This window comes from Sphingomonas desiccabilis, assembly GCF_004135605.1.
Taxonomy (GTDB): domain Bacteria; phylum Pseudomonadota; class Alphaproteobacteria; order Sphingomonadales; family Sphingomonadaceae; genus Sphingomonas; species Sphingomonas desiccabilis.
The window spans coordinates 131,972-143,418 of the sequence record NZ_SDPT01000002.1; the positions used below are offsets into that span (position 1 = coordinate 131,972).

Below are 11,447 nucleotides of genomic sequence, written 5' to 3' on the forward strand. Positions count from 1 at the left end.
ATGGGGGAGGCGTCGCCGCCTCCCCTCCCAGCCTCAGCCCAGCAGGGCCTCGGCCTGGTCGAGCGTTTCCTTGAAGCTCTGGACCAGCTGGCGATAGGGCGCCGGGCTCGTCATATCGAGGCCGGCGCGCTTGAGGATGTCGATCGGATAGTCCGAACCGCCCGCCTTCAGCACCGTCAGATAGCGGTCGCGCTCCGCCGTGCCGCCGGTGAGCACCGAGCGGGCGAAATACTCGGCCGCGGTGATCGAGGTGGCGTACTGATAGACGTAGAAGTTGGAATAGAAATGGGGGATGTACGCCCACTCAATCGCATAGGCCGGGTCGATCGCGACCTTGGGGCCGTGATAGCGCTTGAGCAGGTCGAGGTAGAGCGCGGTGAAGCGCGCGCCTGAGACGCCCTCGCCCTTTTCGGCCAGCTCGTGTGCCTCCAGCTCGAACTCGGCGAACATCGCCTGGCGGAAGAAGGTGCCGCGGATGCTCTCCATGCGTTGGCCGAGGTAGAAGAGCTTCTCCTCGCGGGTCTTGGCGCGCTTGAGCATATAGTCGACCAGCAGCGCCTCGTTCGCGGTCGAGGCGATCTCCGCCAGAAAGATCGGATAGTCGGCCATGTCATAGGGCTGGGCGCGGTTGGAGAGCAGCGAGTGGATCGCATGGCCCCATTCGTGCGCATAGGTCGACAGCCCCTCGTAATTCTCGCCGAGGTTGAGGAGCAGATACGGGTGCACGTCGTATGCGCCCGGGTTCATGTACGCGCCCGAGCGCTTGCCGGTCCGCGGGAAGGGATCCATCCAGCGGGCTGCGGTGCCTTCGGCGATCAGCTTGGCGTATTCGGGGCCGAGCGGCTTGGTCGCCTCCAGCGTCAGCGTGCGCATCTCCGACAGGGTGAAGCGGCGGTCGAGCGACACCAGCGGCGGATAGATGTCGTAGTACGCCATGTCCGGCAGCTTGAGCATCCGGCGGCGCAGCTCGAAATAGCGGTGGAGCTGCGGCAGGCCGGCGTTGGTCTCCTGCACAAGCGTCCGGTAGACGCCCTCGGGGATGTTGCCACCCGATACCGCTGCGGCCAGCGAGCTCGGGTATTTGCGGGCGCGGGCATTAAAGATGTCGCCCTTGATCTTGGCGACGTACGCGGCGCCCAGCGAGCTTTCGAAGGCGTCGTAGCTCTTCCAGAAGGCGTCGAACACCTGCTTGCGATCGGCGCGGTTGGGCGCATCGCGGTTGAGCGAATAGCCCTGGTCGTCGAGCCGCACCGACTTGCCGGTCGACAGCTGGACGGTCGGGCGCGGCATGTCGGAGGAGCGCAGCTGCTCGGCGGTGTCGCCCGGACCCGACAACGCGGCGCCGGCGCTGGCGAGCAGCGCCTCGCCCTCGGGGCTGAGCGTGTGCTCGGCCTGACGCAGCACGTTCTTGAGCACCATGCCGAAGCGGGTGCGCAGCGTCGCATTCTGGGCGGTGAACGCCTCGATCTTGGGGCGGCCGAGCGCGATCAGTTCGGGGCTGGTCCAGGCGGTCGCCTCGCCGAGTGCCACCCACAGGTCGGTCGCCTGGGCGCGGCGTTCCTGGTTGGCGGCAACGCGCACGTCCTCGTCGGCCTTGAGGCTGATGTAGGTGTAGATGCGCGACACGGTGCGGCCGACATCGGACTGGGCGGAGAGCGCCTGGGCGAGCACGTCGGCGCTTTCGCCGAGCCGCCCCTTCCACTGGGCGAGCGCCTTGGCATCGGCGAGCGCCTTCACGCGGGCGGCGTCCCAGGCTGCATCGGTCGGGTAGAGCTCAGTCAGGTCCCAGGCGGCGGTAGTGGCGCCGGGCGCGGGGGCGGCGGGCTGCTGGGCCCAGGCAGGAGTGGCGGCGGCGAATCCTGCAAGCGCAGAGGTGGCGAGGGCTTCGCGGCGGGTGAGATCGATCATGCGGGTTCCCGTGGATGGATGCGCCGGACGGCGCCTGTGCCGATCATCGGGATTCGCGGGGTGGAAGGAAAGAGGGGGAAAAGAAAAGGGCCGGAAGGTTTCCCCTCCGGCCCGTTTCCTTGGGACGGCACCGGCAAAGCCGGTGCGGACGTCGGACGGACTTCGGCGGGCCGAAGTCCGCCGGCCGATCCGGTGCGAGTCCCGGGCCAGCGCATGCTGGCCCGGGCCGCAATCGGATCAGAAGTCCATGCCGCCCATGCCGCCGCCGGGCATGCCGGCCGGCATCGCGGGCTTGTCCTCGGGCAGCTCGGCCACGGTTGCTTCCGTGGTGATGAGCAGGCCCGCGACCGACGCCGCGTTCTGGAGCGCGGTGCGCACGACCTTGGTCGGGTCGATCACGCCGGCCGCAACCAGGTTCTCATAGGTGTCGGTCGACGCGTTGAAGCCGAACGAGGTGTCGTTCTGGTCGAGCAGCTTGCCCGAGACGACCGCACCGTCGTGGCCGGCGTTCTGCGCGATCTGGCGAACCAGGGCGGTCAGCGAGCGGCGGACGATGTCGATGCCGCGGGTCTGGTCCTCGTTCGCACCGGTGACGCCTTCGAGCGCCTTGGTCGCGTAGAGGAGAGCCGTACCGCCGCCCGGGACGATGCCCTCTTCGACGGCTGCGCGGGTCGCGTGCAGCGCGTCGTCGACGCGGTCCTTGCGCTCCTTCACCTCGACCTCGGTCGCACCGCCGACCTTGATCACGGCCACGCCGCCTGCGAGCTTGGCGAGACGCTCCTGGAGCTTCTCACGGTCATAGTCGCTGGTGGTGACTTCGATCTGCTGGCGGATCGCGTCGGTGCGGCCCTTGATCGCGTCGGCTTCACCCGCACCATCGACGATGGTGGTGTTGTCCTTGTCGATGGTGACGCGCTTGGCGGTGCCGAGCATGCCCAGGGTCACGGACTCGAGCTTGATGCCCAGGTCTTCCGAGATGACTTCGCCCTTGGTCAGGATCGCGATGTCCTCGAGCATCGCCTTGCGGCGATCGCCGAAGCCCGGCGCCTTGACCGCTGCGACCTTCAGGCCGCCGCGCAGCTTGTTCACCACGAGCGTGGCCAGAGCCTCGCCCTCGATGTCCTCTGCGATGATCAGGAGCGGACGACCCGACTGGACGACGGCTTCCAGGATCGGGAGCATCGCCTGCAGGTTCGAGAGCTTCTTCTCGTGGATCAGGATGTACGGGTCGTTGAGCTCGACCGTCATCTTTTCCGGGTTGGTGATGAAGTACGGCGACAGATAGCCGCGGTCGAACTGCATGCCCTCGACGACGTCGAGCTCGAACTCGAGACCCTTCGCCTCTTCGACGGTGATCACGCCTTCCTTGCCGACCTTCTCCATCGCTTCCGCGATCTTTTCGCCGACTTCGCGGTCGCCGTTGGCGGAGATGATGCCGACCTGGGCGACTTCCTGGGTGCCCGCGACGGGCTTGGAGCGCGCCTTCACGTCCTCGACGACCTTGCCGACGGCGAGATCGATGCCGCGCTTCAGGTCCATCGGGTTCATGCCGGCTGCGACCGAGCGCATGCCTTCGCGAACGATCGCCTGGGCGAGGACGGTCGCGGTGGTGGTGCCGTCACCGGCGACGTCGTTGGTCTTCGAGGCCACTTCGCGCACCATCTGGGCGCCCATGTTCTCGAACTTGTCCTTGAGCTCGATTTCCTTGGCGACCGAGACACCGTCCTTGGTGATGCGCGGTGCGCCGAAGGACTTGTCGATCACGACGTTGCGGCCCTTGGGGCCGAGCGTCACCTTGACCGCGTCGGCCAGGATGTCGACGCCCTTGAGGATGCGCTCACGCGCGTCGCGCGAAAACTTTACTTCCTTGGCTGCCATGTTGGCGGTTCCTCTTGCTGGTGCTCCGGCGAAACACCGGAGCGCAGGATCTGGATGGGTGGTTCTGAGCTCCTGCCTTCGCCGGAGCGCCGAACCGGGTCAGGAAATCAGCCGACGATCCCCAGGATGTCGGATTCCTTCATGATGAGCAGGTCTTCGCCATTCACCTTGACCTCGGTGCCCGACCACTTGCCGAACAGGATGCGGTCGCCGGCCTTGACGTCGAGCGGAGTGACCTTGCCGTCCTCGGCCTTGGTGCCGGTGCCGGCGGCGACGACTTCGCCTTCCTGCGGCTTTTCCTTGGCGGTGTCCGGGATGATGATCCCGCCGGCGGTCTTTTCCTCGGCCTCGACGCGGCGAACGAGCACGCGATCGTGCAGCGGACGAAAGTTCATGCGCGCTTTCCTTTCCTGCAAATAAGTTCTTGGCACTCACCCCCAGCGAGTGCCAGCAGCCGGCATATGCGATCGGCCCCGGCCATCGTCAACGGGTCGGCGGGCGGAAAAAATGCAGGGGCGGGCAGGGCGTGCCGGAATCGCGCGGGGGCGCGCCGCCCTGGCGCCCAGGCGCGGCGCAAGCGGTTCGGGACGCGCGGTTTACTCGCCTTTGGCGCTGCTCTAGCACCGCAGAGGCCTGACAAGAGGATATGCGCGTGAGACTGGTTCGGGGTGCCTGGAAAGTGCTGGTCGCGGTCAAGGACGGGCTCGTCCTGCTGGCCATGCTGCTGTTCTTCGGCCTGCTGTTTGCGGCGCTGGCCGCCAAGCCCAATCCGGCGATCAAGCCCGGTGCGCTGCTGGTGGCGCTGGACGGCACGGTCGTCGAGCAGCCGAGCGAGATGGACCCCTTTGCGACGCTGAGCGGTGCGAGCGTGGCGCGCGAACATCGGCTGCGCGACGTGGTGCACGCGCTGGACAAGGCGCGCGACGACAAGCGGGTGACGGCGGTGGTGCTGGACCTGGACCGCTTCGTCGGCGGCTATCCCTCCGTGGTGGCGGAAGTCGCCGCCGCGGTCGGCCGGGTGCGGGCGAGCGGCAAGCCGGTGCTCGCCTATGCGACCGGCTATACCGACAGCAGCTATCTGGTCGCCGCGAACGCCAGCGAGATCTGGGTCAACCCGATGGGCGGCGCGATGTTCACCGGACCGGGCGGGGCGCAGCTCTACTACAAGGGCCTGATCGACAAGCTGGGCATCAACGCCCACGTCTATCGCGTCGGCGAGTTCAAGTCGGCCGTGGAGCCCTATACCCGCGCCGACCAGTCCGATCCCGCGCGCGCCGCCAACCAGGCGCTCTACGGCGCGATCTTCGGACAGTGGCGCGAGGCCGTGGCAAAGGCGCGCCCCAAGGCCAAGGTCGCCGACTTCCTGACCCAGCCGGACCGGCTGGTGGTCGCCGCCGGCGGCGACATCGCCAAGGCGAACCTGGCGGCGGGGCTGGTCGACCGGCTGGGCGACCGGGTCGCGTTCGGCAAGCGCGTGGCCGAGCTGGAGGGCGTCGGCATCGGCGACAAGAAGATCGCCGGCAGCTTCAAGGCGATCCCGCTCCGGAACTGGATCGCGGCCAACCCGCTGCCCAAGACGGGCGATGCCATCGGTATCCTGACCATCGCGGGCGAGATCGTCGACGGCGATTCCGGCACCGGCACCGCCGGCGGCGACACCGTGTCGAAGCTGCTGCTCAAGGGCCTGGCCGACAAGGAGCTGAAGGCGCTGGTGGTGCGCGTCGATTCGCCCGGCGGCTCGGCACTCGCGTCCGAGCAGATGCGCCAGGCGATCCTGCAGGCCAAGGAAAAGGGCCTGCCCGTGGTCGTCTCGATGGGCGGGCTTGCCGCGAGCGGCGGCTATTGGGTGTCGACGCCCGGCGACGTGGTGTTCGCCGAGCCGAACACCATCACCGGCTCGATCGGCATCTTCGGCCTGATCCCGACGTTCGAGAACACCCTCGCCAAGATCGGCGTGACGACCGACGGCGTGCAGACGACGCCGCTGACCGGCCAGCCCAACGTCACGGGCGGCACCAACGCGACGTTCGACGCACTGGTGCAGGCGACCATCGAGAACGGCTATCGCCGGTTCATCGGCCTGGTCTCCCAGTCGCGCAGGATGACGCCGGAGCGGGTCGACCAGATTGGCCAGGGCCGGGTGTGGGACGGCGGCACCGCGCGGCAGCTGGGGCTGGTCGACCGGTTCGGCACGCTCTCCGACGCGGTGGCCGAGGCGGCGCGGCGCGCCAAGCTCGACCCGGCCAAGGTCCATGCGGAGTATCTGGAGAAGGAGCCGGGGGCGCTGGAGCAGTTCCTGGCGGCGATGCGCGCGGGCGAGGAGGACGAGGATCGCGTCGGATCGGCCTCCACCGACCTGGTCTCGCGCCTGGCGGGCGAGCGGCGCGCGTTGCTGGCGCAGGCGCTGGGCGACGCCCGGCGGCTGGTGAAGGGGGGCGCTGCGATGCAGGCGCGCTGCCTGGAGTGCGCCGGGCTGGGGCCGGTGGTGCCGGCGCGCGAGGACGTGCGGCTGATGGACCTGATGCTGGCGCGGTTCGGCCTGTGATCGCAATCCGGGCGGCGACTCCCGACGATGCCGAGGCGATCGCGGAGATCTATGCCGCCTATGTGACCGGCAGCACGATCAGCTTCGAGGAGCAGCCGCCCGATGCGGCAGCCATTGCCGAGCGGATGGCGGCGCATGACGGCTTCTATCCTTGGCTGGTCGCGACCGGCACCGATCCGCTGGGGGAGACCGGGCCGGGTGCGATCCTGGGCTATGCCTATGCTGGGCCGTTCCGGTCGCGCGCCGCCTATCGCTTCTCCGTCGAGACGACGATCTACCTTGCGGGTGGCGCGCGTGGGCAGGGCGCGGGGCGGCTGCTCTACGAGGCGCTGATCGTGACGCTGCGGGCGCAGGGTTTCGCGCAGGCCATGGGGGTGATCGCGCTGCCCAACGGGCCGTCGATCTCGCTGCACGAGGCGGTGGGATTCCGCCGCGCCGGCGTGATCCGCTCGATCGGCTACAAGCAGGGCCAGTGGATCGACATCGGTCTGTGGCAATGCGAGCTGGCGCACACCGGAATGCCGCCGCCCGAGCCGCGGCCGTTCCGAGACGTCGGCGTCGTGCGGGGCTAGGCTTCATTCCAGGAGCAGAGGCTGGTGCCCGCGGCCCTGGGCTCCTGCCTTCGCAGGAGCACGGAGGCGTCAGTGCCGGCCGCGATAGGTCGGCAGGCCGAGCTTCCAGTGGATGGCGGCGGCGCGGAGCAGGAAGCCGGCGGCGGAGGCGCAGAGCGCCGAGGCGAAGCTCGGCATTCCGAGCGAGACCAGCACCACATAGAGGCCGGAGGCGAGGGCCGCGGCGGTGACGTATAGCTCCGGGCGCATCAGGATCGACGGCTCGCCGGCCAGCATGTCGCGCAGGATGCCGCCGGCGCAGGCCGTCACCACGCCCATGATCGCGGCGGGGATCGGCGGCACGCCGAACTCCAGCGCCTTGGCGACGCCATAGACCGCATAGGCGGCGAGCCCTGCCGCATCGAGCCATTCCAGCGCCTGCTGGCGCCACCAGCGCTGCGGGGTGATCCAGATCAGCACCGCCACCGACAGGCAGAGCGCGGCGGTCTGCGCGTCGCGGACCCAGAAGACGGGGGCGCCGATCAGCAGGTCGCGGATCGTCCCCCCGCCGACGCCGGTGATGAGCGCGAAGAAGGTGGCGGTCACCAGCGTCTGCGCGCGCTGCGCCGCCGCGAGCGCGCCGGTGGCGGCGAAGACCGCGATGCCGAGCAGGTTGAGAACCTGCAGCACGGGCCCGAGCGAGAGGGTTTCCATCGGCACGACCTGCGCTCGCTAGCGCTTCGTCGCAGATTGCGGAAGCCCGGGGGTTGGCGATGGCGGACGAAGGAGGGAAAAGGGGCCATGCAACGTCTTCCGCTCTCCGTCCTGCTGGTCGCCGTGCTGCTCGCCGCGCTCGCCGGCTTCGTCGACGCCATCGCCTTCTCGGCCTTCGCCGGTTTCTTCGCCTCCTTCATGAGCGGCAACACGACCCGGCTGGGCGTGGCGATCGCGTCCGGGCTGCAGGCCGAACTGCATACGGCGATCTCGCTGATCCTGGCGTTCGTCTCCGGCGTGATGGGAGGTGCGATCGCGGCACGCGCGGGCGGCGTGCGGGGCCGCGAGGCGGTGATGCTGCTGGTGACGGCGCTGCTGGCGCTGGCGGCGCTGTGCCTGGGGTTCGGGCCGCGGCCGCTGGCGCTGGTGCTGCTGGCGGGCGCGATGGGGGCGGAGAACGCCGTGTTCAGCCGCAACGGCGAGGTGCGGGTGGGGCTCACCTACATGACCGGCACGCTGGTGCGCTTCGGCCAGCGGCTGGCGGACGCGCTGATGGGCGTCGGGCCGCGCGCCGGCTGGTGGCGCGAACTGCTGTTCTGGGGCGGGTTCCTGTTCGGCACGCTGGGCGGCGCGGGCGCGTTCCAGCTGGCAGGCGACGGCGCGGTGTGGATCGCGGCGGTGCTGGCGGGGCTGCTGACGCTGCTGGTCGCGCGGATGCCGGCGGACGAGTGAGGGTGAGTTAGGCTGTTCGGGCGGGGGCAGTGCAGATTCGCTCCGGGCGCCGCTTTCCTTCTTCGTACCCCGGCGGAGGCCGGCGCCCAGTTGCGCTGCCATGGCGATCATCGCGCGTGCTTCAGCCGCTATCCCGACTGGGCCCCGGCCGTCGCCGGGGTACGGGTGGTCTCGGCGGGTGCCCGGCCGGTATGATAGCCCAGGGCGCCGGGCGGGGCGCTTGTTGTCTTGGACTGCTTCCGGCGCCGCGGGCAGGGTCCGGATACGAAAACGGCGCCGGTGGGGTGCCACCGACGCCGTTTCGCTAGACCAGAGACCGGCCGATCACATGTGGATCGGCTTGCCCTGCACGGCCATGGCCGCTTCCTTGATCGCTTCCGAGTGCGTCGGGTGCGCGTGGCAGGTGTAGGCGATGTCTTCGCTGGTGGCGCCGAACTCCATCGCCTGCGCCGCCTGCGCGATCATCGTGCCGGCAACCGAGGTGATGATCCACACGCCCAGCACGCGGTCGCTCTTGGCGTCGGCGATGACCTTCACGAAGCCGGCGGTGTCGTCGATCGCCTTGGCGCGGCTGTTCGCCATCATCGGGAACTTGCCGACCTTGATCTCGCCGCGCTCCTTGGCCTGCTCTTCGGTCAGGCCGACGCCGGCGATCTCCGGGTGGGTGTAGACGACGCCCGGAATAACGTCGTGGTTCACGATGCCCGTGAGGCCGGCGATGTTCTCGGCCACCGCGACGCCCTCGTCCTCGGCCTTGTGAGCGAGCATCGGGCCCGGGATCACGTCGCCGATCGCCCACACGCCGTCGACGGCGGTGCGGAAGTCGTGGTCGGTCTCGATCTGGCCACGCTGATTGAGCTGCAGCCCGATCTTGTCGAGGCCGAGACCTTCGGTGTTGGGGCGACGGCCGATCGCGACCAGCACGGCGTCCGCCTGCAGCGTCTCGGCAGCGCCGCCGGCTGCCGGCTCGACCGTCACGGTCGCGCGGCCGCCGTCGACCGCAACGCCGGTGACCTTGGTCGAGAGCTTCAGGTCCATGCCCTGCTTCTTGAAGATCTTGGCGGCTTCCTTGCGGACTTCGCCGTCCATGCCCGGTAGCAGCTGGTCGAGATATTCGACCACCGTCACCTTGGCGCCTAGGCGCTTCCACACCGAGCCGAGCTCCAGGCCGATCACGCCGCCGCCGATCACGACGAGGTGCTCGGGGACCTTCTCGAGGGTCAGCGCGCCGGTCGAGTCGACGACGACCTTCTGGTCGATGGTCACGCCCGGCAGCGGGGTCACCGACGAGCCGGTGGCGATGACGATGTTCTTGGCGTTGACGGTGCGATCGCCGACCTGGACGGTGTGCGCGTCCTGGAAGGTGGCGAGGCCCTTCAGCCACTCGACCTTGTTCTTCTTGAACAGGAACTCGATGCCGCCGGTGAGACCCGTGACGGCCTTGTCCTTGTCGGCCATCATCGCCGACAGGTCGAGCTCGACGCCCGAGAACTTGACGCCATGCTTGGCGAGGACGCCGGACATCGCCTCGTCGAACTTCTCCGACGCGTTGAGCAGCGCCTTCGAAGGGATGCAGCCGACGTTGAGGCAGGTGCCGCCCAGCGTCTCGCGGCTTTCCGCGCAGGCGGTCTTGAGACCGAGCTGTGCCGCGCGGATCGCGGCGACATAGCCGCCCGGGCCGGCACCGATCACGAGAACGTCGAAGTCGTATTCAGCCATTGTTCTCTTCCTTGTACCCTGGCGCGGGCCAGGGCCCAGTTTCGAGACGTATCTGGGGCGCGTCTCGTGTCGTTACAAACAGCGGCGCAACTGGACCCCGGCCTTCGCCGGGGTACGGTTGCGGGAGCTTACAGGTCGATCAGCAGACGGGTCGGATCCTCGATCGCGTTCTTGAGCGCGGCGAGGAAGGTCACCGCCTCACGACCGTCGATGATGCGATGGTCGTAGCTGAGCGCCAGGTACATCATCGGGCGCACCACGACCTGACCGTTGCGGACGACCGGGCGGTCCTCGATGCGGTGGAGGCCCAGCACCGCCGACTGCGGCGGGTTGATGATCGGGGTCGACATCAGCGAGCCGAACACGCCGCCGTTGGAGATGGTGAAGGTGCCGCCCTTCATCTCGTCCATCTTGAGCGTGCCTTCCTTGGCGCGCTTGCCGAAGTCGCCGATCGTCTTCTCGACCTGCGCCACCGACATCTGGTCGGCCGAGCGGATCACCGGCACGACCAGGCCCTGCGGCGCGGACACCGCGACCGAGATGTCGGCATAGTCGTGATAGACGATCTCGTCGCCCTCGATGTACGCGTTGACCGAGGGGATGTCCTTGAGGGCCATGCACGCGGCCTTCACGAAGAAGCCCATGAAGCCCAGGCGGACGCCGTGCTTCTTTTCGAACAGGTCCTTGTACTTGGTGCGCGCCTCGATGACGGCGGTCATGTCGACGTCGTTGAAGGTGGTGAGGAGCGCGGCGGTGTCCTGCGCTTCCTTCAGGCGACGGGCGATGGTCTGCCGCAGGCGCGTCATCTTGACGCGCTCCTCGCGACGCTCGCCACCGGCAGCGACAGGCGCCGCTGCGGGAGCGGCCGCCGGGGCCGCGGCGGGGGCTGCGGCCGGCTTGTTCGACGCGGCGGCGACGATGTCTTCCTTGGTCAGGCGACCGTCCTTGCCGCTGCCCTTCACGGTCGCCGGATCGACGCCATGCTCCAGGATGGCGCGGCGCACCGACGGCGACAGCGCGGCTGCGTCGACGTTGCCGCCGGCCTCCTGCGGGGCGGCTGCCGGAGCCGGAGCCGCGGCGGTGGTGCTGCCGGCCTCGGGCGCGGCCGTCTTGGCCGGGGCGCCATCGCCCGCGTCGATCGTCGCGATCATCGCGCCGACCGAGACGGTGTCGCCCGGCTGGACGGCGTGGGCGCCCATCACGCCCGCGACGGGCGAGGGGACTTCGACCGAGACCTTGTCGGTCTCAAGGCTGGCGATCGGCTCGTCGGCCTTCACCGGGTCGCCGGGCTGCTTGAGCCATTCGCCAAGCGTGGCTTCGGTGATTGATTCGCCCAGTACGGGAACAAGGACTTCGGTTGCCATGGGTCTTCCTCTTGGTTCCCCGCCAGGGGACGCAGA

Annotated in this window: 9 protein-coding genes; 3 read left to right on the forward strand and 6 right to left on the reverse strand. The window is 68.9% G+C overall.

Annotated elements, in window-relative coordinates:
- Nucleotides 1-33: 33 nt before the first annotated feature.
- The 3 genes from pepF to groES form a co-directional block, all read right to left on the reverse strand.
- Nucleotides 34-1,908: an oligoendopeptidase F gene (gene pepF / locus EO081_RS08820; protein ID WP_129341602.1), complete on the reverse strand. Its 1,875-nt coding sequence runs from the start codon at nt 1,906-1,908 to the stop codon at nt 34-36.
- Between the two features lie 237 nt (nt 1,909-2,145).
- The gene (gene groL, locus EO081_RS08825) at nt 2,146-3,786 is read right to left on the reverse strand and encodes a chaperonin GroEL (RefSeq protein WP_129341603.1); all 1,641 of its coding nucleotides are present in this window, start codon (nt 3,784-3,786) and stop codon (nt 2,146-2,148) included.
- A gap of 107 nt (nt 3,787-3,893) precedes the next feature.
- Nucleotides 3,894-4,181 carry a co-chaperone GroES gene (gene groES, locus EO081_RS08830; RefSeq protein ID WP_093003109.1) on the reverse strand — a complete coding sequence of 96 codons (288 nt, stop codon included), beginning with the start codon at nt 4,179-4,181 and terminating at the stop codon, nt 3,894-3,896.
- A 257-nt stretch (nt 4,182-4,438) separates the two neighbouring features.
- On the opposite strand from groES, the gene sppA reads away from it, so the two are divergent.
- Both sppA and EO081_RS08840 read left to right on the forward strand, forming a co-directional pair.
- A complete protein-coding gene (gene sppA, locus EO081_RS08835; RefSeq protein WP_129341604.1) occupies nt 4,439-6,331 on the forward strand; it encodes a signal peptide peptidase SppA in 1,893 nt (630 codons plus the stop codon).
- On the forward strand, nt 6,328-6,903 hold the full coding sequence (locus tag EO081_RS08840) for a GNAT family N-acetyltransferase (RefSeq protein ID WP_129341605.1): 576 nt from the start codon (nt 6,328-6,330) through the stop codon (nt 6,901-6,903). The genes sppA and EO081_RS08840 overlap by 4 nt, the downstream gene beginning before the upstream one ends.
- A 69-nt stretch (nt 6,904-6,972) precedes the next feature.
- Here EO081_RS08840 and EO081_RS08845 read toward each other — a convergent pair whose 3' ends face one another.
- A complete protein-coding gene (locus EO081_RS08845; RefSeq protein WP_129342428.1) occupies nt 6,973-7,596 on the reverse strand; it encodes a trimeric intracellular cation channel family protein in 624 nt (207 codons plus the stop codon).
- Nucleotides 7,597-7,683: 87 nt separating this feature from the next.
- Here EO081_RS08845 and EO081_RS08850 point away from each other — a divergent pair, with 87 nt between their 5' ends.
- Nucleotides 7,684-8,328, forward strand: a complete 645-nt coding sequence (locus EO081_RS08850) for a DUF1275 family protein (protein ID WP_129341606.1) — start codon at nt 7,684-7,686, stop codon at nt 8,326-8,328.
- 324 nt (nt 8,329-8,652) lie between these two features.
- On the opposite strand, the gene lpdA is transcribed toward EO081_RS08850, so the two are convergent.
- Nucleotides 8,653-10,047 carry a dihydrolipoyl dehydrogenase gene (gene lpdA / locus EO081_RS08855; RefSeq protein ID WP_129341607.1) on the reverse strand — a complete coding sequence of 465 codons (1,395 nt, stop codon included), beginning with the start codon at nt 10,045-10,047 and terminating at the stop codon, nt 8,653-8,655.
- Nucleotides 10,048-10,175: 128 nt separating this feature from the next.
- Complete coding sequence (gene odhB / locus EO081_RS08860; RefSeq protein WP_129341608.1) at nt 10,176-11,411, reverse strand: 2-oxoglutarate dehydrogenase complex dihydrolipoyllysine-residue succinyltransferase; 1,236 nt, start codon at nt 11,409-11,411, stop codon at nt 10,176-10,178.
- Nucleotides 11,412-11,447 lie beyond the last annotated feature (36 nt).

Excerpts from the sequence above, each read along its gene's own strand:
- pepF (WP_129341602.1), bottom strand. The coding sequence starts at position 1,908 with ATGATCGATCTCACCCGCCGCGAAGCCCTCGCCACCTCTGCGCTTGCA.
- lpdA (WP_129341607.1), bottom strand. The coding sequence starts at position 10,047 with ATGGCTGAATACGACTTCGACGTTCTCGTGATCGGTGCCGGCCCGGGC.
- EO081_RS08845 (WP_129342428.1), bottom strand. The coding sequence starts at position 7,596 with ATGGAAACCCTCTCGCTCGGGCCCGTGCTGCAGGTTCTCAACCTGCTC.
- EO081_RS08850 (WP_129341606.1), top strand. The coding sequence starts at position 7,684 with ATGCAACGTCTTCCGCTCTCCGTCCTGCTGGTCGCCGTGCTGCTCGCC.
- groL (WP_129341603.1), bottom strand. The coding sequence starts at position 3,786 with ATGGCAGCCAAGGAAGTAAAGTTTTCGCGCGACGCGCGTGAGCGCATC.
- odhB (WP_129341608.1), bottom strand. The coding sequence starts at position 11,411 with ATGGCAACCGAAGTCCTTGTTCCCGTACTGGGCGAATCAATCACCGAA.
- groES (WP_093003109.1), bottom strand. The coding sequence starts at position 4,181 with ATGAACTTTCGTCCGCTGCACGATCGCGTGCTCGTTCGCCGCGTCGAG.